Annotated in this window: 19 protein-coding genes; 15 read left to right on the top strand and 4 right to left on the bottom strand. The window is 38.3% G+C overall.

All coding sequences use genetic code 11. The features are described 5' to 3' along the window. The first annotated feature begins 47 nt into the window (after positions 1–47). A complete protein-coding gene (tyrS, locus tag GL301_RS08100) occupies positions 48–1307 on the top strand; it encodes a tyrosine--tRNA ligase (protein WP_003726008.1) in 1260 nt (419 codons plus the stop codon). A 99-nt stretch (positions 1308–1406) separates the two neighbouring features. Here tyrS and rpsD read toward each other — a convergent pair whose 3' ends face one another. Both rpsD and GL301_RS08090 read right to left on the bottom strand, forming a co-directional pair. Continuing rightward, positions 1407–2009 carry a 30S ribosomal protein S4 gene (rpsD, locus tag GL301_RS08095; RefSeq protein ID WP_003762477.1) on the bottom strand — a complete coding sequence of 201 codons (603 nt, stop codon included), beginning with the start codon at positions 2007–2009 and terminating at the stop codon, positions 1407–1409. 211 nt (positions 2010–2220) lie between these two features. Further along, positions 2221–2709 carry a GAF domain-containing protein gene (locus GL301_RS08090; RefSeq protein WP_003726007.1) on the bottom strand — a complete coding sequence of 163 codons (489 nt, stop codon included), beginning with the start codon at positions 2707–2709 and terminating at the stop codon, positions 2221–2223. 292 nt (positions 2710–3001) lie between these two features. Here GL301_RS08090 and ezrA point away from each other — a divergent pair, with 292 nt between their 5' ends. The 8 genes from ezrA to argF all read left to right on the top strand — a co-directional run bounded on the left by ezrA (position 3002) and on the right by argF (position 12480). Beyond that, positions 3002–4717, top strand: coding sequence for a septation ring formation regulator EzrA (gene ezrA / locus GL301_RS08085; protein WP_003726006.1), 1716 nt, complete (start codon positions 3002–3004; stop codon positions 4715–4717). A 127-nt stretch (positions 4718–4844) separates the two neighbouring features. Beyond that, a complete protein-coding gene (locus tag GL301_RS08080) occupies positions 4845–5984 on the top strand; it encodes a cysteine desulfurase family protein (protein ID WP_003726004.1) in 1140 nt (379 codons plus the stop codon). A gap of 1 nt (position 5985) precedes the next feature. Then, complete coding sequence (gene thiI / locus GL301_RS08075) at positions 5986–7197, top strand: tRNA uracil 4-sulfurtransferase ThiI (protein ID WP_003727373.1); 1212 nt, start codon at positions 5986–5988, stop codon at positions 7195–7197. 170 nt (positions 7198–7367) lie between these two features. Then, positions 7368–8399 carry an N-acetyl-gamma-glutamyl-phosphate reductase gene (gene argC / locus GL301_RS08070; RefSeq protein ID WP_003726002.1) on the top strand — a complete coding sequence of 344 codons (1032 nt, stop codon included), beginning with the start codon at positions 7368–7370 and terminating at the stop codon, positions 8397–8399. 15 nt (positions 8400–8414) lie between these two features. Then, positions 8415–9611 (top strand): bifunctional glutamate N-acetyltransferase/amino-acid acetyltransferase ArgJ, encoded by a 1197-nt coding sequence (gene argJ, locus GL301_RS08065; protein WP_010958916.1) that lies wholly within the window; start codon positions 8415–8417, stop codon positions 9609–9611. A 12-nt stretch (positions 9612–9623) separates the two neighbouring features. Beyond that, the gene (argB, locus tag GL301_RS08060; protein ID WP_003726000.1) at positions 9624–10376 is read left to right on the top strand and encodes an acetylglutamate kinase; all 753 of its coding nucleotides are present in this window, start codon (positions 9624–9626) and stop codon (positions 10374–10376) included. Then, positions 10373–11533 carry an acetylornithine transaminase gene (locus GL301_RS08055; RefSeq protein ID WP_012681311.1) on the top strand — a complete coding sequence of 387 codons (1161 nt, stop codon included), beginning with the start codon at positions 10373–10375 and terminating at the stop codon, positions 11531–11533. Before argB ends, GL301_RS08055 begins: the two co-directional genes overlap by 4 nt. After that, complete coding sequence (argF, locus tag GL301_RS08050; protein WP_010958915.1) at positions 11530–12480, top strand: ornithine carbamoyltransferase; 951 nt, start codon at positions 11530–11532, stop codon at positions 12478–12480. Before GL301_RS08055 ends, argF begins: the two co-directional genes overlap by 4 nt. A gap of 31 nt (positions 12481–12511) precedes the next feature. Here argF and GL301_RS08045 read toward each other — a convergent pair whose 3' ends face one another. Then, a complete protein-coding gene (locus tag GL301_RS08045; RefSeq protein WP_003723315.1) occupies positions 12512–13315 on the bottom strand; it encodes an NAD kinase in 804 nt (267 codons plus the stop codon). Positions 13316–13493: 178 nt separating this feature from the next. Between GL301_RS08045 and sppA the strand changes: the two genes are divergently transcribed. The 5 genes from sppA to GL301_RS08020 all read left to right on the top strand — a co-directional run bounded on the left by sppA (position 13494) and on the right by GL301_RS08020 (position 18027). Then, positions 13494–14507, top strand: coding sequence for a signal peptide peptidase SppA (gene sppA / locus GL301_RS08040; RefSeq protein ID WP_003734345.1), 1014 nt, complete (start codon positions 13494–13496; stop codon positions 14505–14507). A gap of 19 nt (positions 14508–14526) precedes the next feature. Then, entirely contained in the window at positions 14527–15063 is a 537-nt protein-coding gene (locus GL301_RS08035) for an RDD family protein (protein ID WP_003725996.1), read from the top strand. 60 nt (positions 15064–15123) lie between these two features. Then, positions 15124–15621: a thiol peroxidase gene (gene tpx, locus GL301_RS08030; protein WP_003727378.1), complete on the top strand. Its 498-nt coding sequence runs from the start codon at positions 15124–15126 to the stop codon at positions 15619–15621. Between the two features lie 190 nt (positions 15622–15811). Further along, on the top strand, positions 15812–16810 hold the full coding sequence (locus tag GL301_RS08025; RefSeq protein WP_003727379.1) for a class I SAM-dependent methyltransferase: 999 nt from the start codon (positions 15812–15814) through the stop codon (positions 16808–16810). A gap of 23 nt (positions 16811–16833) precedes the next feature. Beyond that, complete coding sequence (locus tag GL301_RS08020) at positions 16834–18027, top strand: acetate kinase (protein ID WP_003741223.1); 1194 nt, start codon at positions 16834–16836, stop codon at positions 18025–18027. Between the two features lie 51 nt (positions 18028–18078). On the opposite strand, the gene GL301_RS08015 is transcribed toward GL301_RS08020, so the two are convergent. Further along, positions 18079–18543, bottom strand: coding sequence for a universal stress protein (locus GL301_RS08015; RefSeq protein ID WP_003725993.1), 465 nt, complete (start codon positions 18541–18543; stop codon positions 18079–18081). Positions 18544–18781: 238 nt separating this feature from the next. Here GL301_RS08015 and ald point away from each other — a divergent pair, with 238 nt between their 5' ends. Next, entirely contained in the window at positions 18782–19894 is a 1113-nt protein-coding gene (gene ald, locus GL301_RS08010; RefSeq protein ID WP_003730619.1) for an alanine dehydrogenase, read from the top strand. Positions 19895–19922 lie beyond the last annotated feature (28 nt).

Raw genomic sequence — 19922 nt, 5'->3', positions numbered from 1 at the left:
GCGGAGGGGCGTTTTTTATGTCCAAAAATAAAAGGAGAATGATGAAAATGAATATTATTGATGAATTAGAGTGGCGCGGAGCTATTTACCAGCAAACAGATGAAGAAGGATTACGCAAATGGGTAGAAGAAAAACAGATTTCTTTGTACTGCGGGATTGATCCATCTGGAGACTCGATGCATATTGGTCATTTAATTCCATTCATGATTTTACGCCGTTTCCAAAACGCTGGGCACCGTCCGATTATTTTAGTTGGTGGAGCGACAGGAACTATTGGCGATCCGAGTGGTAAAAAGGAAGAGCGTAAGTTACAATCAATGGAACAAATTAGTAAAAATGTGGAAAGTTTGCGCGTGCAACTTGGAAAGATTTTTGATTTTGAAGGTAATTCTGCGGCGAGCATGGTGAACAACTATGATTGGACAAAAGATGTGAGTATCCTTGATTTCTTGCGTGACTATGGAAAAGAATTCAACGTGAACACGATGCTTTCAAAAGATATCGTTGCTAGTCGTTTAGAAGTAGGGATTTCATTCACGGAGTTCGCTTACCAAATTTTACAAGCGATGGACTTTAATCACTTATATGAATTTAATGATTGCCGTTTGCAAATTGGTGGTAGTGACCAGTGGGGGAATATTACTGCTGGACTTGATTTGATTCGTAAAAAACAAGGCGAAAATGCCAAAGCTTTCGGTTTAACAATTCCTCTTTTAACAAAAGCTGATGGAACGAAATTTGGGAAATCAGAAGGCGGGGCAATTTGGTTAAATCCAGAAAAAACAACGCCATATGAGTTTTATCAATTCTGGATTAACACAGATGATCGTGATGTTGTAAAATATTTGAAGTACTTTACATTCCTAACAGAAGCAGAAATTGATGAGTTAGCAAAACAAGTAGAAACAGAACCGCATTTACGAGCTGCGCAAAAAACATTAGCAGCAGAAATGACCAAATTTGTGCATAGTGAAGAAGCTTTAGAACAAGCTTTGAAAATTTCAAAAGCACTATTTAGTGGTGATGTAAAAGCGCTGACTGCGGATGAAATTGAACAAGGCTTCAAAGACGTTCCGACATTTGTTGCAGAAGATACGGAAGCAAACTTGGTAGATTGGTTAGTAACACTTGGTATCGAACCTTCCAAACGTCAAGCGCGTGAAGATGTTGCAAATGGAGCTATTTACATTAATGGGGAACGTCAGCAAGATTTAGAAAAAATCATGGATGCAAGTGACCGGATTGAAAATAAATTTACAATTGTGAGACGCGGGAAGAAAAAATACTTCTTAGTTTCTTATAAATAATAGGGAAAGCACTCGTTTTTAAAGACGAGTGCTTTTTTGTGCATAAAAAAACCTTACAAACACAACCGAAGTCATGCATTGTAAGGCTTTTAGTTCTAATTAACGGCTGTAGAATTCTACGATAAATGCTTCGTTTATTTCAGCAGCAAGTTCAGAACGTTCTGGTAGACGGTTAAGAGAACCAGTTAGAGTTTCTGCATCGAAAGTTACATATTCAGGCACGAAGCTTGAAACTTCTAAGCTTTCAGCGATTGCAGAGTTTTTAGCAGATTTTTCACGAACAGAGATCACTTGACCAACAGATACTTGGTAAGAAGGGATATCTACGCGTTTGCCATCTACAGTGATGTGGCCATGGTTTACGAGTTGACGAGCTGCACGACGAGTGCGAGCAAGACCAAGACGGTAAACGATGTTATCAAGGCGTTGTTCTAGTAAGATCATGAAGTTCTCACCATGTTTACCTTGTAATTTACCAGCTTTGTTGAACGTGTTTTTGAATTGACGTTCAGTTAATCCATACATATGACGCAATTTTTGCTTTTCAGCTTGTTGCAAACCATATTCTGAGATTTTTTTACGTTGAGTTGGGCCGTGTTGACCTGGAGCATACGGACGACGCTCTAATTCTTTACCTGTTCCAGAAAGTGAAATTCCTAAACGACGGGAAACTTTCCAGCTTGGACCTGTATAACGAGCCATAAGAGACTCCTCCTTTTATTTGTTTTTGGTATAAAACAAACGTGACGTAAAACCAAATCAGGGCAGTTTACCTTCATATACCATCACCATAGCAGCCGCCGGTTACGCGATATACCACAGAATTACATCTGGGGGTAAACAACACACTCATTCATTTTACTCAAGCTGCATTTTACACATCTTCCAGTATAGTATAGTTACTAGTAGCTTGTCAATTTATTTCTTGAGTAATCGCATCACGGATTTTTTCTAGCCATAACTGGTCCACTTCATCAAAACGATTAAAAAGGGGACTATCAATATCAAGCACGCCAAGCAGTTGATTATTTTTTACAATTGGTAGAACGATTTCTGAATTAGAAGCTGCATCACAGGCGATATGTCCAGGGAAATCATGCACATTTTCGATTATATACGTTTTTTGATCTGAGGCAGCAGAACCGCACACACCTTTACCTAGTGGAATGCGAATGCAAGCAGGCAAACCTTGGAAGGGGCCGAGTACTAATTGATTTGTTTCTTTTTCAAGTAAATAAAATCCAACCCAATTAATATCAGAAAGTGCTTGATTTAATATAGAAGAAACATTACTTAGATTCGCAATTAGATTTGGTTCGCCAGCAATCATTGCTTGTACTTGTTTTAAAGCAAGTGCATAATTTTCTTCTTTTGTTCCGGTCATTTTTTTGATTTCAATCATTTTTTATCCCCACATTTCTTTTCAAATAATGTCTTTAGTATAGCATGAACGACAAGGGATTTCGGGAAATTTGTTTTGTAATAGAATAGATTTTACTTGCTTTAAAAATTTTTTCGTTAAACGCAAGTAATTCTAGGCAAATCGTGGTAAAATAAAAGATGTGTATAATGAACTGAAAATGAGGAATAAAATATACTACATATGGAAAGATGTACATAATTGAAAAGATGTATGAGCAGCACGAGTGTGGCTGTTTTTCTTTCACAAGTTAACGTTGATGGGAGGATTTTGGATGTACTACATGTTAATCGGCTTTATTATCGTAGTTATTGCAGTCATTGGTGCAGGCTACATATTAAAAAGAAAACATTACCAAAGAATAAACGAGTTAGAAGAGAAAAAGATTAAACTCAGAGAGCGGCCGGTTATTGATGAACTTTCAAAAGTGAAAAAATTAAAACTAACAGGTCAGACAGAAGCGCTTTTTGAATCATGGCGTTCGTCCTGGGATGAAATTGAAACTAGATTATTTCCTGATTTAGAAGAAGTGTTATTAGAAGCAGAGATGAACACGGACCGTTACAAGTTCCGTTCTGCTACACACGCTGAAAATGATATTGAGCAAATGCTCGTTGTAATTGAAAAGCAAATGGATCAAATTCTTGGTGGACTAAAAGAGCTACTTATTAGTGAAGAAAAAAATGCCAAAGAAAGTCGTGCCACGAAAGAAAAATTTGCGGAGTTGCGCCGAGAAGTTTTGACAAGAGGATTTAAACTTGGAGAAACGTTACCATATATTGAGACAAAACTAAGTGAACTGTCAGAAAGCTTAAATAGCTATGATTCATTAACTGACCAAGGTGATCATTTAGAGGCACGAGAAATCGTTATAGTGGTTCAAAAAGAAATGCAAGTAATCGAAGCGCAAATGGAGCGAATCCCGTCATTACTGCATGAAACAGATACCATTTTGCCAGAAGAAATGACTAAACTTCGCGCTGGCTATGAAGAAATGGTGCGAAAAGGTTATTATTTAGCTCAAATGGAGTTAGATAAAGAGATTTCTCGCATGAAAAATCAAATTGATAAAATGAAAAAAAATGTAATTAATCTTGATTTAGATGAAGCGGAACAAGGAGTAGAAGAATTACATAATGAAATCGATTTGTTTTATGATACGCTTGAACACGAAGCAGAAGCTCGCCATTTCGTGAAAGAAAATCATAGCCCAACTTCTGACAAGTTACAACGCCAAAATGCCGTTTCAGATGCACTTGCTGAACAAATTACAGAAGTAAAACAAACCTATCATGTTGCTGAAGATGATCTAGCGGTTTATTTAAAAACGAGCGCTAAATTGAGTGAAGCAAAAGAAAACTTTGAACAATTAACTGCTCTAATTGCTAGTGGTGAGATTGCCTACTCGGCAGCGCAAGATACATTGAAAGAAATTGATGCAGCACTTATTACGATTAGCGCTGAGCAGGACAAATTCGCTGAAGAATTGCGTTCTTTGCGTAAAGATGAACTAGAAGCGCGTGATGATGCTGAACGGATGCGTCGTGCAATTATTACACTAGATCGCAAAATGGAACGAGAACGTTTGCCAGGTCTTCCAGAAGAGTATTTATCGCTACGAGAGCATATGGGGGAATCCATTAATGCGCTTGAGAAACGTTTGGAAGAGAAACCGCTAAATATGAAAGCAGTAAGCCAAGATTGGCGTATTGCAGAAGAAGATTTAACTCATTTAACTGAAAAAGCCGAGGAAATGATGGAGAATGTTCGCTTAGTTGAGCATGTTATCCAATATGCTAACCGCTATCGATTGCGTAACAAAGAACTTGCAGATGAACTCGTTCAAGCAGAAAACCATTTCTACAATGATTATCAGTATAAAAAAGCATTAGAAATTGCTGTAACCGCGCTGGAAAAAGTGGAAACAGGAGCATTTAAAAAAGTCGAAAAAGCGTATGAATCAAAAGTAAGCGTCGACGATATTGAATAAAAACGTAAAAACAGGTATTTCTATTTTTATAATAGGAATCCTGTTTTTTTATGAAAATAGTAGTTGGAAAGTGTTGGAATTATGATAAAATGGAGAGTGGAATATTGGGGAGGAGAATTTAGTTTTTATGATTTATTTCGATAATAGTGCGACAACAAAGCCAAATGCGGCCGTACTTGAAACATATACAAAGGTAGCGAGTAATTATTTTGCTAATCCTTCTTCGCTGCATCGTTTTGGTGCTAAGTCGAAAGAGCTGCTTGATGCATCAAGAAAACAAATCGCTGCGATGGTGAGCGCTTTGCCAGAAGAAATTATTTTTACATCTGGTGGCACAGAGGGGAATAATTTGGCGATTAAAGGGCTCGTTTATAGTTACCAAAATCGCGGGAAACATATTGTTACCTCTAGCATCGAGCATCCTTCTGTTCGTATGGTAATGGAAGAACTTGAGCAGGAAGGTTTTACTGTCACGTATTTACCAGTAGATAAAAACGGCGTCATCAAGATGGAAGCATTGAAAGCTGCACTCACAGATGAAACGATTTTAGTGTCTATTATGGGCGTGAACAATGAGGTGGGAAGCATCCAACCACTGCACGAAATTGGCGAAATGCTAAAATTGCTTGAACATACTTTCTTTCATGTAGATTTCGTTCAAGGTATCGGAAAAATACCACTTGCACTTAATGAGAATGCTATTGATTTGCTCACTTTTTCAGGGCATAAATTTCATGCTCTACGTGGAACCGGAATACTTTTTAAACGAAAAAATGTGCATTTGCATTCAGAAATTCTTGGTGGTGGGCAGGAAATGGGCTACCGCAGTGGAACAGAAAATTTAGCTGGGAATGTTGCGCTGGCAAAAGCATTACGACTAACGCTCGAAAATGAGCCACGAAAAGAAGCATTAATCGAGATTCGCGATTATTTACTAACGGAAATTGCGCAAATGTCTGATATGACAGTTCATACGAAACAAAGTGTCGCGGCTCCGCATATCGTTTGTTTTTCGGCAAAAGGGCATCGTGGGGAAATTTTAGTACATGCTTTAGAAAAAGAAGATATTTACATTTCCACCACTAGTGCGTGTTCTTCTAAGCAGAAGCTAGCAAGCAGCACGTTAAAAGCGATGGGTGTGACGGACGAAGAAGCAACAGGAGCAGTACGTGTTAGCTTATCGTATGAAAATCGTTTATCTGAAGCGAAAATTTTTATTCAAAAACTGCAAGAAATCATTGAAAATCTAAATAAAGTGGTGAAATAAATTGGAATTTGATCGTATGTTAATTAGATACGGAGAGTTATCTACAAAAGGAAAAAACAGAAAACAATTTGTGACAAAGTTGGCGCAAAACGTCAAACGTGCAATGACAGATTTGCCGGAAGTTCGTATTCACGGAGAACGTGACCGAATGTATATTATTTTAAATGGGGCAGATTATCAGCTCGTAGAAGAACGTTTAAAACCGATTTTCGGAATCCAATCCTTTAGTCCAGCTGTACGCGTCAATTTAGATGTAGAGGAAGTAAAAGCCGCTGCACTTGCCTTAGTACAAGATGCGCATGAGGAGAACGGAACATTTAAAGTCGCAGCAAGACGTAGCCACCGCGAGTTTCCGCTTGATTCTAATGAAATCAACCAAGAAATCGGTGCTTATGTATTACAAAATATGGAAGATTTAACGGTCAATGTTAAAAATCCTGATGTAAAACTAACCATTGATGTGCGTAAAGAAGGCGTATTTTTATCATGCCGGACAATTCTTGGTGCAGCTGGTCTGCCAGTAGGTTCATCGGGTCGTGCAATGTTAATGCTTTCGGGAGGTATTGATAGTCCGGTTGCAGGCTATTTAGCCCAAAAACGTGGCGTAGAAATTGAAGCAGTTCATTTTCATAGCCCACCGTATACAAGTGAACAAGCGAAACAAAAGGCGGTTGATTTAGCTGCAAAATTGGCTAAATACAGCGGACAGGTACAAATGCACATCGTTCCATTTACAGAGATTCAAGAAGTGATCAAACAACAAATTCCTGAAAGTGTGATTATGACCGTAACTCGTCGAATGATGCTTCGAATTACGGATGAACTTCGTCGCAGGAGAAACGGTTTAGCGATTGTTAATGGCGAAAGTTTAGGGCAAGTTGCCAGCCAAACATTGGAAAGTATGCTAGCAATTAACGCCGTAACAGCGACACCAATCATTCGTCCAGTCGTATCCATGGATAAAAATGAAATCATTCAAATCGCGCAAAAGATTGATACGTATAATTTATCAGTGCAACCATTTGAAGATTGCTGTACCATTTTCACGCCACCATCTCCAAAAACAAAACCAAAACTAGATAAAATCGAGCATTACGAAAGCTTCACAGATTTTGAAGCGTTAATTGCGAAAGCATTAGACAACATTGAAACCATTTCTGTGAATGTAGCGGAAACTGCACAAGTCAAAGATGAGTTTGCTGATTTATTTTAAGATTAACCGTTTATCCTTTTCTGGATAAACGGTTTTTGTATATTATATACATAATAAATAACTAAAAATGCATAAAATAGTTTTAAATATTAATAAAAAACCATTTGACATTATAAATATACATCATTATAATGAAAAGTATCATTTAATAATTAACGGGAGGGGTTAGGATGAAAGTTTCCATTATTGGTGCAACAGGATACGGAGGGCTTGAGCTAATTCGCTTGCTTCATCAACATGCTTCGGTAGACATAGCGACGTTACATAGTTTTTCCGCTCAATCAGAAACACTTGCAACCTTTTATCCTCATTTAAAAGATTTAGAAGCTAGCCCCTTAGAGAAAATAAATTCAGCAGAAATCATCGAAAAAAGTGATACCGTTTTTATTGCCACGCCTTCTGGAATCGCGAAAGATATTGCTCTCCCATATGTAGATGCAGGTTTGAATGTCATTGATCTATCCGGGGACTTTCGATTAAAAGACAGGCAGCTTTACGAAAAATGGTATGGAAAAAGCGCGGCTCCAATCGAGTATATCGCTAAGGCGGAATATGGTTTAGCAGAATTCCGTGATAAGAAAGAAGCTAGATTCATTGCTAATCCTGGATGTTATGCAACTGCAACATTGTTAGGTATAGCACCTCTAGTGATAAGCCAGTTGATTGATCCAACATCGATTATCGTAGACGCTAAATCAGGTATTTCCGGCGCAGGAAAAGTGCCCTCTGCAAGTACTCATTTTACAGAAACCAATGAAAACATGACACTTTATAAAATGAATTCTCATCAACATATTCCAGAAATTATGCAACAATTAACTAAATGGGATGAGACTATCCCAGCAATTCAATTTTCTACTTCGTTAATTCCCATCACAAGAGGCATCTTCACAACCATCTACGTTAAACCCAAAAATCCTATCACCCAAAAAGAGTTACATACGCTTTACAAATCCACCTACGAGAATGCTCCATTTGTCCGAATCCAACCAGAAAATGTATATCCGACTGTCAAACAAGTGACAGCATCGAATTACTGTGATATAGGTCTTGCTTATAATGAAAAAACGAATGTGATTACTATCGTTTCTGTGATTGATAATTTAGTTAAAGGGGCGGCTGGTCAGGCCATTCAAAATTTAAACATAATGGCGAATTTTGCTGAAAGTGACGGATTAAGGTTTATTCCGGTGTATCCGTGAAAGGGGAAAAATAAAATGGAACTTGTCAAAGGAAATATCGCTTCACCAAAAGGATTTTATGCTGACGGAAAACATGCAGGGCTTAAAAGAAAACGAAATGATATTGGTTGGATTTATTCAGAAGTTCCAGCAAATGCAGCCGCTGTTTATACGATGAATCAAATGCAAGCCGCACCAATTTTTGTAACGAAAGATTCTTTTCAAAGTAATGCGAAGTTACAAGCAATTATTGTGAATAGTGGGAATGCCAATGCATGTACAGGGAATCAAGGTATGTTAGATGCACTTGCGATGCGGGCTCAAACGGCAGAAAAGTTAGATATTCCACTTGATTACGTAGCCGTTGCTTCCACGGGAATTATTGGCGATATGCTACCGATGGACAAAATCAACGCGGGAATAGAAATGCTAGAAAAGCAAACTGGAAATGCGGCCGATTTTGAAGAAGCGATTTTAACAACAGATACGTTTCAAAAACAAATCAGTTTTCAAACAGAAATTGGTGGTAGAAAGGTAACGATGTCAGGTGTAGCGAAGGGATCAGGAATGATTCATCCAAATATGGCGACAATGCTTGCTTTTATTACAACAGATGCCGCAATCCCGGCTGAATTATTGCAAAAATTACTAAAAATAAAAGTAGACAAAACTTTCAATCAAATAACGGTAGATGGCGATACTTCTACCAACGATATGGTGGTAGTCATGGCGAATGGCTGTGCAGAAAACCCGATGCTTCAGGAAGGGACAGCGGATTTTGCGAAATTTGCGGATATGTTTCAAGCGGTAATGGAGCACCTTGCTAAAAGCATCGCGCGAGACGGCGAGGGAGCGACAAAACTAATCGAGGTACAAGTTAATGGCGCTACAAAAACAGAAGATGCAAGAATGATTGCTAAAAAAATTGTTTCTTCTAGTCTCGTGAAGACGGCAGCTTTTGGTGGAGATGGGAACTGGGGACGTATTATTTGCGCGATTGGCTATTCAGGTGGCCGGTTTGCGCCAGATAACATAACGATTAAAATTGGCGGGATTGAAATTTTGAATCATAGCAGCCAAACCATTTTTAATCAACAGGCGTTAGATGCCTATTTAGAAGAAGAGCATATCATTATCGACGTTGATCTTCATATCGGACTTGAGTCAGGAACAGCATGGGGTTGCGACTTGAGTTATGAATACGTCAAAATTAACGCATGCTACCGGACGTAAGGAGGAATCAGGATGGAGAATACGATAGTCGTAAAACTAGGCGGTGTCGCAAGTGACAATTTAACAGAAGATTTTTTCCAACAAATAATACAATGGCAAGCTGCCAATAAAAAAATTGTACTTGTTCATGGCGGCGGGCATTATATTACAAAAATGATGAAATCTCTTGCTATTCCTGTCGAAACAAAAAATGGTCTACGTGTCACTAATAAAGCGACTCTTGAAGTGACAAAAATGGTTTTAATTGGCCAAGTCCAACCAGCTATTACCACTGCTTTTCAAAAACGTAATATTTCGGTTATCGGTTTAAATGCGGGTGATACAGGGTTACTAGAAGCAGATTTTTTGAACGACGCGAATTTGGGATTTGTCGGAAAAATAACGAAAGTAAAGACAGATTTAATCGAACAATTACTTAGCGAAAATATTATCACTGTGATTGCGCCGCTTGGTATAAACAGTGAATACGATTGGCTAAATGTCAATGCAGATACAGCCGCCTGTGAAGTAGCAAGCGCACTTCAAGCAGAAGCACTCTATTTACTAACAGATGTACCTGGTGTGAAAAAAGGTTCAGAAATTATTGGCGAAATAGCCACAGATGAAATAGAAAAGCTGCAAAATGCCGGCGTAATAAAAGGTGGAATGATTCCTAAATTAGCTAGCGCTGCCTTTGCTGCCGAAAACGGTGTCGGAAAAGTTATTATTACAGATTCCCTTAACACTAGCGGAACAAAAATAAAAAACAAGGTGGCGATTGGATGAAACATGTTTTTCCAACATACAAAAGGTTTCCTATTGATTTAGTTAACGGTACGGGCACGGTTGTAACAGATAAAAATGGTAAAACATATCTCGATTTCACTAGCGGTATCGCAGTTTGTAACCTTGGTCATTGTCCAGCAAATGTTGCAGAAGCAGTACAACAACAACTAACGAATATTTGGCACACATCGAATTTATATGAATGTGCTTTGCAAGATAGTGTCGCAGAATTAATTGCAGATGGTAAAGACAGATTAGTTTTCTTTTGTAATAGCGGAACAGAGGCAAATGAAGCAGCGCTCAAATTAGCTAGAAAATATACCGGGAAAGAAAAAATAATTACCTTTGAAAAATCTTTCCACGGACGTACTTTTGGTTCGATGTCAGCTACAGCCCAAGCTAAAATTCATCAAGGGTTCGGGGGACTTGTTCCTGGCTTCACTTACGTCCCTTATAATGACATCGAGGCTTTCCGAGCAGAAATCGATGAACATACAGCAGCAGTCATGTTAGAAGTAATTCAAGGGGAAGGTGGCGTCATCCCAGCAAATGCAGCCTTTCTTTTAGAGGTTCAATTGCTTTGCAAAAAAATGGGGGTATTATTAATTATTGATGAGGTGCAGACTGGGCTTGGGCGAACGGGGACGCTTTATGGATTTGAGCAGATTGGTTTAGAACCAGATATTTTCACTTTAGCAAAAGGGCTTGGAAATGGCTGGCCGATTGGAGCGATGGTCGGAAAAGCGAATCTAAGTAGTGCTTTTGGGCCAGGAAGTCATGGCTCTACTTTTGGAGGAAATAAATTGGCCCTTGCGGCGGCTAAAGAGATATTACGAACAATGAAACAAGCGGGATTTTTAGAAGAGGTAAATGCCAAAGCAGACTATTTTAGATATTTGTTAGAAGTGCATTTAGAGGCGTTGGATAATGTTTCTGTCATTCGTGGTGGAGGATTTCTGATAGGTATAGAACTTGAAAATACCGCAGAACCAGTTGTAACGGAACTTAGAGATAAAGGATTGCTAATACTAACTGCGGGGGCTAATGTGCTACGAATCTTACCACCTTTAACCGTCAGTTATGCAGAAATCGATCAAGCCATATATTTATTGAAAAGTGTTTTGGAAAACCAATTGATTGGGAGTGAAGAGGGATGACAATGTATGCGAAAAATAATACAGCTGGGAAAGATATGCTCAGTTTGCTTGAATGGAATAAAGAAGAATTGACAGATATTATTAAATTAGCTGTTGCAATGAAAACGAATCCAGCTCATTATAGTCATATTTTAAGCGGGAAAATTTTAGGAATGATCTTTGACAAGCCTTCTACTAGAACACGGGTTTCTTTTGAAGCCGGGATTCTGCAATTAGGTGGACAAGCGATAGTGATGAGTTCAAAGGAATTGCAAATCGGGCGTGGTGAACCGATTAAAGATACGGCGCATGTGATGTCAGAATATATTGATGCAATTATGATTCGGACATTTAGTCATGAAAAAGTAGAAGAATTGGCGTATCATGCAGAAATTCCAATTATTAATGGCTTAACCGACCTGCATCATCCATGTCAGGCGTTAGCGGATTTAATGACTATTTATGAATGGAAAGATCAGTTGGAAGGTGTCAAACTAGCTTATATTGGTGATGGTAACAATGTATGTCATTCATTGCTTTTAGCCGGCGCTATGGTCGGGATAGATATTTGCCTTGCGATGCCAAAAGGGTATGAGGTCGACGAAACAATTCTTGCAAAGGCAGAAAATCTGGCGAAGCAAAGTGGTGGCAAGATTTTCGTTACAGAAGATCCAAAACTTGCAGTGACTGATGCGGACTTTATTTATACGGATGTTTGGACAAGTATGGGGCAAGAAGATGAAAATGCGAAACGTTTGGCGGATTTTGGCGAAAAATATCAAGTAAATGCAGAATTAGTTAGTGGTGCCAAGCCTGATTACCACTTCTTACATTGCTTACCAGCACATCGGGAAGAAGAAGTGACAGCTGAAATCATTGATGGCAATCACTCGGTCATTTATCAACAAGCGGGAAATCGGCTTCATGCACAAAAAGCATTACTAGCAGCCATCTTGGAAGCAAAATAAAAAAGTCTGGCGTAAGTGCCAGACTTTTTTATTATAAGAAATTACGTTTCACTTTATCCCAGAAAGAATTTTTAGGCAGTTTGATAATATTGATAAAACGATCGCCTACTTCTAAATTAACTTCATGCACGTGTTGGATACTAAGTGCTTCGCTGTCCATTCCAATCATCGGGAATTCGTTATTTCCTTCTTCAGACGCAATTTCAATACGTAGTTTGCGTTTTGGACTAAGAATGAACGAAGAACCAAGTGTGCGGAATTTGTTATTGTTAATAGAAGCCAGTTCACTTACTTGCATAGATGGAAGAAGTGGGTCCACGATAGAACCGTTCACTGATTTATTATAAGCGGTACTTCCTGTTGGTGTGGAAATAACCATGCCATCTCCGCGGAAAGTTTCGAAGTGAGAATCATTAATATAAAGATCCATCGTAAGCGTTCTAATAATAGAAGAACGAATGTTAAATTCATTTAATACATAAAAAGCTTTGGTGTTATTCACTGTTCCATAGATAGTTGGATAACGTCTTACTAACCAACGATCTTCAATGGCTGCCTTGATGATTTCATCCAATTGATTAATATGGAAGTCACAGTATTGACCTAATTGCTCTGTTAGCGCAATCCCTGCATATAAACAATCTTGACGGAAGCCAGTTTCTCTTACAGATTTAAGAAAAGCACCATCACCACCAATGCTGATAATAACGTTTGCTTTTTGATAGTCATCCGTTAATTCATATCCATAATCCGTCGTAATTTTCTTCAATTCTTTTGCTTTTGCATGTAGTTCTTCTGTTTTTCGATAGGAAAAATAAAAAATAGTTTTTGCCATGTTAGTTGTCCCTCCAGAATCCAATTTTAATCAACAAACTTATTATAACATGACTTCAGAGCAATTTCTTTCATCATAAGTAAAAAAGTGAAATGGGACACAATTTAAGAGAAAGATTGTACAAAATAAAAGAGGCTGGTATTATTACATTATCTAATCAGAAAAAGGGGAGAAATAAATGAACGCTAAAAGATGGATTGCACTAGGGATTGTTTTTGCACTTTTGATAGTCAGTGCGTTAGCAAAGTTTACATCAAGTCAAATCGCTTCAAAGGAAGATAGTAGTCCGACATTTGTCGAAAGCCTATTCGCAGATACCGGCGAACTAACCGAAACAGTAATTGAAGAAGGCGGGAATGATACAATTGCTGTATTATCTGTAGATGGCACTATTCAAGATACGGGAGATTCAGGTTCCTTATTTAGTGAGGCTGGCTACAATCATTCTTTTTTTATGCAACAATTAGAACAAGTGAGAAATGATGACTATATCCAAGGCGTACTGCTGTATGTTAATTCACCAGGTGGCGGTGTCATGGAATCCGCGCAAATTCGTGATAAAATTTTACAAATTCAAAAAGAACGCAATATTCCATTCTATGTTTCCATGGGGAGTATGGCAGCATCAGGTGGATATTATATTTCCGCGCCAGCCGACAAAATTTTTGCAAGTAAAGAAACATTGACCGGCTCGCTTGGCGTCATTATGCAAGGGTATGACTATAGTGAACTCATGAAAAAATTAGGTGTTTCAGATAATACCATTAAAAGTGGCGAATATAAAGACATTATGAGCGGGACAAGACCAATGACGGAAGACGAGAAGAAGATTATGCAGTCAATGATTGATGATTCTTATAATGAGTTCGTTAAAGTAGTTGCACAGGGCCGTGGAATGACTGTAGAACAAGTGCGTAAAATTGCAGATGGTCGCATATACGACGGCCGCCAAGCAAAAGAGAACGGATTGATTGATGAATTTGGTTATCAAGAAGATGCCCTAGAAGCTTTGAAAAAAGAACAAGGGTTAGCTGATGCGACAGTCATTCAATATGATACACCAGAAAACTTTAGCTCGCTATTCTCTGTAGCTGCACAAAAAATCTCTGGTCAAAATGCAGATATTTCCCAACTAATCAAATTAACTGGCACACTTAAAGCGCCAAGAATGATGTATTTATATGGAGAATAATGTGAGAGGAGAGGCGCAAATGGCTAATGAAAATGTTGCTTTTGAAAGTAAACGCCAAGTCTATCATTATGAACCACCAATTCAGAAAGAAGAAGCCATTCCTAAACAGTACTTTGCTGGCTTTTGGATCCGGTTTTTAGCTTATTTAGTCGATTTAGTTGTCATCGCAGCCTTGAAGGGAATCATTATTAATCCGATTTTCCGCGTTTCTGGAATGGGGATGGATGACAGTTTCTTCACATTTTATTGGGGAATGACAACGATTATCTTTTTAGCTTACTTTATTCTGCTTACTAAGTTTTTCGGACAAACGCTTGGAAAAATGTTATTTGGTCTTCGCGTAGTGAAACTTGATGGCGAAAAATTAACTTGGTTAACCGTTTTATTTCGAGAAGGTGCGATGCGTTTTGTCTTAAAAACAATTTGGCCGTTATATGTGGTTTGTGCCTTTACACCAAACAAACAAGGCATTGCGGACTTTTTTGAATCCACATCTGTCGTCCACACGGGCTACTTAGAACTAGATGAAAAATGGGTAAATGGAGCAAAAAAATAGCTTATAGCAAACTTCTTCTTTAAAATGGAATAGAAGCGTCCATTAAAGGAGGAAGAAAAAATGACTCAAGTAACATTTAAACATAATCCAGTTACACTCGTAGGTACCGAAAGAAAAGTTGGCGACAAAGCGCCGAACTTCACAGTGGTGAATAGAGATTTAGAAGAAGTAACATTGCACGATTATGACGGGAAAGTGAGACTTATCAGCGTTGTTCCTTCCATTGATACAAGTGTTTGTTCCACACAAACGCGTAAATTTAATGAAGAAGCAAGCAATTTAGATAATACAGTTGTCTTAACTATCTCCGTTGATTTACCATTTGCTCAAAAGAAATGGTGTGCCGCAGAAGGTTTACCAAATGCGATTACATTATCTGATCACCGCGATCTTTCTTTTGGCGAAGCATACGGTGTAGTCATGAAAGAACTTCGCTTACTAGCTCGTTCTGTTTTTGTGGTAAATGCAGCAGGGGAAATCGTCTACACGGAAGTAGTTCCAGAAGGTAGCGATCATCCGAATTATGAAGCAGCGATAGAAGCAGCCAAAAAAGCTTAAATCTTAAAAGCCTTCCTTTAGTTAGGAGGGCTTTTTTCTGTATTACTACTAAAAATAAACTGTACTAATGATAATGAACTATTTCCAATGAGAATTTCATCTTTTACTACATAAAATCCTTTCACATTCTCTAGAAATACTGTATAATGTTTGGTGGTGTTAGTAATGATGAAAATTCGAGGTGTTACTTTTGGCAAATGAAGCAACGCAAGAATTATTTCAAGTGCTTGATAATACAGCTATTATCTTGCAAAATGAACTTGAAATAAGCTATTTGGAAGCGGTTTATGAAACAGGAGAAAATCTGTTTCAAAAAGAAGTTTTACAAAAAGAAGAGTTGTCTTCTGAAAAACAATTGAAATTACAAGCGTCTTACGAAAGTATCGAACTTGAGAATTTCTCGAATGAAGAAATCCGCAAAGGTCTTCAATTAGCACTACTAAAAGGCATGAAACACGGTATTCAAGTGAACCACCAAATGACGCCAGATTCCATTGGTTTCATTGTGGCATATTTGCTTGAAAAAGTGATTCAAAAGAAGAAAAATGTTTCTATCTTGGATCCAGCCTGTGGCACTGCAAACCTTTTAACAACAGTGATTAATCAGCTAGAATTAAAAGGTGATGTAGACGTTCATGCAAGTGGTGTAGATGTAGATGATTTGCTTATTTCGCTTGCACTAGTAGGAGCGGATTTACAGCGACAAAAAATGACATTGCTGCATCAAGATGGGCTGGCTAATTTATTAGTTGATCCCGTAGATGTCGTAATTAGTGATTTACCTGTTGGGTATTATCCGGATGACGAAAATGCAAAAACATTTGAACTTTGCCGTGAAGAAGGGCATTCATTTGCTCATTTCTTGTTTATAGAACAAGGAATGCGCTACACAAAGCCAGGAGGATATTTATTCTTCTTGGTACCTGACGCAATGTTTGGGACTAGTGACTTTGCTAAGGTGGACAAGTTTATCAAGAAAAACGGTCATATTGAGGGAATTATTAAATTGCCTGAAACACTGTTTAAGTCTGAACAAGCACGAAAAAGCATCTTGATTTTACAAAAAGCGGACGTAGATGTAAAGCCGCCAAAAGAAGTTTTATTGGCCAATCTCTCTTCGCTAACAGATCCGAGCGTAACTGCACCGATTTTAGCTGAAATAGAGAACTGGTTCAAAAGGAAACGATAATGGAAGGAATTGACAAAAACAAAATGGAAAAAACGATTGCAATTAACGCCGGGAGTTCTTCACTGAAATTCCAATTATATGATATGCCATCTGAACGTGTTATCACAGCAGGGATTGTAGAAAGAATTGGTTTGAAAGATTCTATTTTTACAATTACTGTAGACGGAGAAAAAATCAAAGAAATTATTGATATTCCTGACCATGAAATTGCTGTTCAAATGCTACTTGAAAAATTAATTAACCACAAAGTTATCGGTTCTTACGATGAAATCACTGGAATTGGTCACCGCGTTGTTCACGGTGGAGAAAGATTCCCTGAATCCGTTTATATTGATGACCAAGTAATTAAAGATATTGAAGCTCTATCTGAACTTGCGCCGCTTCATAACCCAGCGAACGTTACTGGTATTAAAGCATTCCGCAAGATTTTACCAGATGTTGTTTCGGTGGCTGTTTTCGATACAGCTTTCCATCAAACAATGCCTCCAGCAAGTTATCTATACAGTCTGCCATACAGCTACTATGAAGACTATGGTATCCGTAAATACGGTTTCCACGGTACAAGTCACAAATATGTATCCGAACGCGCTGCAGAACTTTTAGGACGTCCTGTAGAAGAATTACGTTTACTAACTTGTCACCTTGGTAATGGTGCTAGTATCGCTGCAATCGAAGGCGGAAAATCAATGGATACTTCCATGGGATTCACACCACTAGCTGGTGTTTCTATGGGAACTCGTTCTGGTAACATTGACCCTGCGCTTATTCCTTTCATCATGGAAAAAACTGGCAAAACTGCAGAACAAGTACTTGATGTGTTAAACAAAGAATCTGGTATGCTTGGCGTATCTGGTATTTCAAGCGATCTTCGTGATTTAGAAGATGAAGCAGCAAAAGGAAACGACCGCGCAGAACTTGCACTTCAAGTTTTCGTTGACCGTATCCATAAATACATTGGTTCTTATGCAGCTCGTATGAACGGTGTAGATGCCATTATCTTCACAGCTGGAATCGGTGAAAATAGTTCATACATCCGTGAAAAAGTACTTCGTGGACTTGAATTCATGGGCGTATACTGGGATCCAGCACTTAACCAAGTGCGCGGAGAAGAAAGATTCCTTAACTATCCGCACTCCCCGGTAAAAGTTATCATCATTCCTACAAACGAAGAATTAATGATTGCTCGTGATGTAGAAACAATTAAAAACAATCACTAAAAAAGTAAAAAAGGCTAGCTCTTAATTAAGAGCTAGCCTTTTTTTCTATCCTTATTTTTCTTCTTTATAATCAGGAACATCATTACGTACTACAAGAACATCACAAGGGGAGTGGCGAATAATATACTCAGATACACTACCAATTAACAAACGTTCTACAGCGTTAAGTCCAGTTGCACCACACATGATTAAATCTGCTTGGAATGCTTTTGCTGCTTCTTTTGTAATAGCTGTTTTTGGAGAACCATACTCAATGTAGCTTTCTACTTTTGTTACACCGGCTTTTAAAGCATCTTCTTTATAGCCACTAAGTAATTCATCTGCATATTCGGTAGCTTTGTCTGCCATGCTTGTATCGTAATTGGCTACAGATGAAAACGCGCGTGTATCGATAACATGTACCAGACCAAGCGCCGCGTCATTACGGTTAGCCACTTGAATTGCTTTTTGGAATGCTCTTTCTGCTTCTTTGGATCCATCAACTGCTACTAAAACTCTTTCGTATTGTTGTAACATAATAATTCCTCCAATCAAAATATGTATTTTCTATACTTATATTTTACCCTCTTTTTCCTAAAAGAACCATAAAATGAAAAATAAATTATAGTGAAACAAATATTTCGTCTAATTTTACTAAAACTTTTGTTTGAATTTCAGTTAGTTAATTTTTTACAACTTAGGTATATTGTGTTAGCATGGGGGTGTAGAAAATCTTTTATAGTCTATTATACCTATATCAAGGAGAGTGATTTAGATGTTAGTCGGCGTACCAAAAGAAATTAAAAATAACGAGAATAGGGTGGCAATGACTCCGGCAAGTGTTTTTTCATACGTAAATGCAGGTCATACTGTATACGTGGAAAAAGATGCGGGCATTGGCTCTAATTATCAAGACGCTGATTTTGTGCAAGCGGGGGCAAAAATTGTTGAAACAGCTAAAGAAGCTTGGGATGTAGATATGGTTGTAAAAGTAAAAGAACCGATTGCATCAGAGTATACATACTTTAAAGAAGGACTATTACTTTTCACATATTTACATTTGGCAAATGAACCAACGCTTGCGAAAGCTTTGATGGAGAGTAAAGTAAATAGTGTAGCGTATGAAACAGTAGAACTTGCAGACCACACGTTGCCACTACTTTCGCCAATGAGTGAAGTTGCTGGGCGAATGGCAGCTCAGATTGGCGCACAATTTTTACAAAGAACGAATGGTGGTATGGGTGTCTTGCTTGGTGGGGTGCCGGGTGTAGAGAAAAGTGAAGTGGTTATTATTGGTGGCGGAATCGCTGGAACAAATGCAGCGAAAATTGCAGCTGGTTTAGGTGCCAACGTGACCATTCTTGATATGAATTTGAAACGATTGCGCGAACTGGACGATATTTTTGGCAATCAAGTCCAAACGTTAATGTCGAATGATTTTAATATTGAAACAGCTGTGAAAAAAGCTGATTTGGTTATTGGGGCAGTTTTAATTCCAGGAGCAAAAGCGCCCAAACTCGTCAAAGAGCATGTAATTAAACAAATGATTCCGGGATCTGTCCTTGTAGATATCGCGATTGACCAAGGAGGGATTTTTGAAACAACAGATCACGTTTCCACACACGATAATCCAACCTACGAAAAATATGGTGTACTTCATTATGCTGTTGCAAATATGCCAGGTGCAGTACCGCGGACGTCCACTTTGGCGCTTACTAATGCCACTTTACCATTTGGATTGAAACTGGCTAATCAAGGCTTAGAAGCAGCCGTGCAAAATGACCCATTCTTACTTCGTGGATTAAACACATACCAAGGTCACATTACGTACAAGGCTGTTGCAGATTCACTTGATTTACCCTATACGGATAGCAAAGAATTAATTTAATAAAAAAAGCGAACTTTCTCAAAGGAAA

Source organism: Listeria sp. LM90SB2 (assembly GCF_028867355.1).
Lineage (GTDB): Bacteria > Bacillota > Bacilli > Lactobacillales > Listeriaceae > Listeria > Listeria monocytogenes_B.
This window is presented reverse-complemented; position numbering and strand designations above follow the sequence as displayed.